The 1,492-nt window shown below is 72.6% G+C and carries 2 protein-coding genes; both read left to right on the top strand.

The genetic code is table 11. From position 1 onward, the window contains the following. A partial coding sequence (locus tag DEIPI_RS33605; RefSeq protein ID WP_045234932.1) for a mandelate racemase/muconate lactonizing enzyme family protein occupies positions 1-489 on the top strand: 489 nt, incomplete at its 5' end. A gap of 112 nt (positions 490-601) precedes the next feature. Beyond that, on the top strand, positions 602-1,276 hold the full coding sequence (lexA, locus tag DEIPI_RS0121800; protein WP_052351918.1) for a transcriptional repressor LexA: 675 nt from the start codon (positions 602-604) through the stop codon (positions 1,274-1,276). Positions 1,277-1,492 lie beyond the last annotated feature (216 nt).

The following is a 1,492-nucleotide window of genomic DNA, read 5'->3' as shown; positions in this document are numbered from 1 at the left end:
ACCCGGCACGGCGCGCGCCGCATGCTGGGCGTGCTCGCGGCGGCGGACGTGGAGTTCGTGGAGCAGCCCCTCGCGGCGGGCGACCTGGAGGGGCACGCGGAACTGCGGCGGCACAGCACCGTCCCGATCGTCGCGGACGAGAGTGTCCACCACCGCGACGACGTGCCGCACCTCGCGGAGGCCTTCGACGCGGTGAACCTCAAGCTCGCGAAGCTCGGCGGGCCCCTGCAGGCGCTCGCGGCGCTCCGCACGGCCCGCGCGCTCGGGATGGGCGTGATGCTGGGCTGCATGATCGAGTCGAGCCTCGGCATCAGCGCGGCGGTGCACCTCGCGGGCCTCGCGGACTGGGTGGACCTCGACGGGGCCCTGCTGCTCGCCGAGGATCCCTTCTCCGGTCTGGCCTGGACGGCCGGGACGGTGGAGCGCCCCACGGGTGCGGGCTGGGGCGTCGTCGAGGTCGTGCAGGACACGGCGGGTTCCCCGGCCTGAGCCGACGGGGACGCTCACGACTCCGTGAGCGTCCCTCCATGAACCCACCATCGTTCCCGGGCCTACACCCATTCCAGTTGACACGACGCTCCTCATGAATCACCATGAGCACATGAGCATGCCAGGTGACAGGATCGGCCGCCTGAAGGACCTCACGCCCAGGCAGCGCGAGATCCTCCGCTACATCGTGACGCTGGAGGACAACTGCGAGAGCGTCACGAGCAGCCGGATCGCGGAGCACTTCAAGCTGGCGCGGCAGAATCTGCGCGAGCACCTCATCGCCCTGCGCGAGAAGGACTACGTCGTCTACGAGGCGCGCGCCCGCCAGACGGCCACGGTGCGTCTCACGCCGCGCGCGCGCGCCACGCTCGGGGTGCGCGGCTACCCCGTCGTCGGGGAGGTCGCGGCGGGCCAGCCGGTGTACGCCGAGCAGAACATCGAACGCTTCGTGACGCTTCTGGAGGACCTCCTCGACCTGCGTGAGGGAGACTTCCTGCTGCGCGTGCGCGGCGACAGCATGATCGGCGCGGGCATCTACGACGGCGACAACGTCGTCATTCGCCCCGGCGACGGCGAGCCGCTCTCCGGCGAGATCGTCCTCGCGCTCGTGCCCGGCGAGAACACCGCCACACTCAAGCGCTGGCACCGCCGTGGCGACACCGTCACGCTCCTCAGCGAGAACGCCGCCTACGCTCCCATGACCTACCCCGCCCACGACGTGAGCGTGCAGGGCGTGCTCGTCGGGCACGTCGGCGCCGCCCGACCGCGCCGCGTCGCGCTGCCCTGACCTCATCCCGGCAGGGGCCTCCCGGACGCGCGCGTCCGGGGGTGGCCCCGCCGTCCCCCGAACGAGGCGACATGCGCACCAGCCCCACCATTGCCTGCCTGCTGCTCGACCCCTTCCCGCTGTGGGACGCCCGCCGCCGTCACGAGGGCGTTCCCGTCGCCGTGACGCACGAGGGCCGCGTCGTGCACGCCAGCGCGGACGCCGTGCGCGGCGGCG

The organism is Deinococcus pimensis DSM 21231 (assembly GCF_000519345.1).
In the GTDB taxonomy this organism is placed as follows: Bacteria; Deinococcota; Deinococci; order Deinococcales; family Deinococcaceae; genus Deinococcus_A; species Deinococcus_A pimensis.
This window is presented reverse-complemented; position numbering and strand designations above follow the sequence as displayed.

What these genes read in the sequence shown, in the direction of transcription:
- lexA (WP_052351918.1), top strand. Translation starts at nt 602, where the DNA reads ATGAGCATGCCAGGTGACAGGATCGGCCGCCTGAAGGACCTCACGCCC.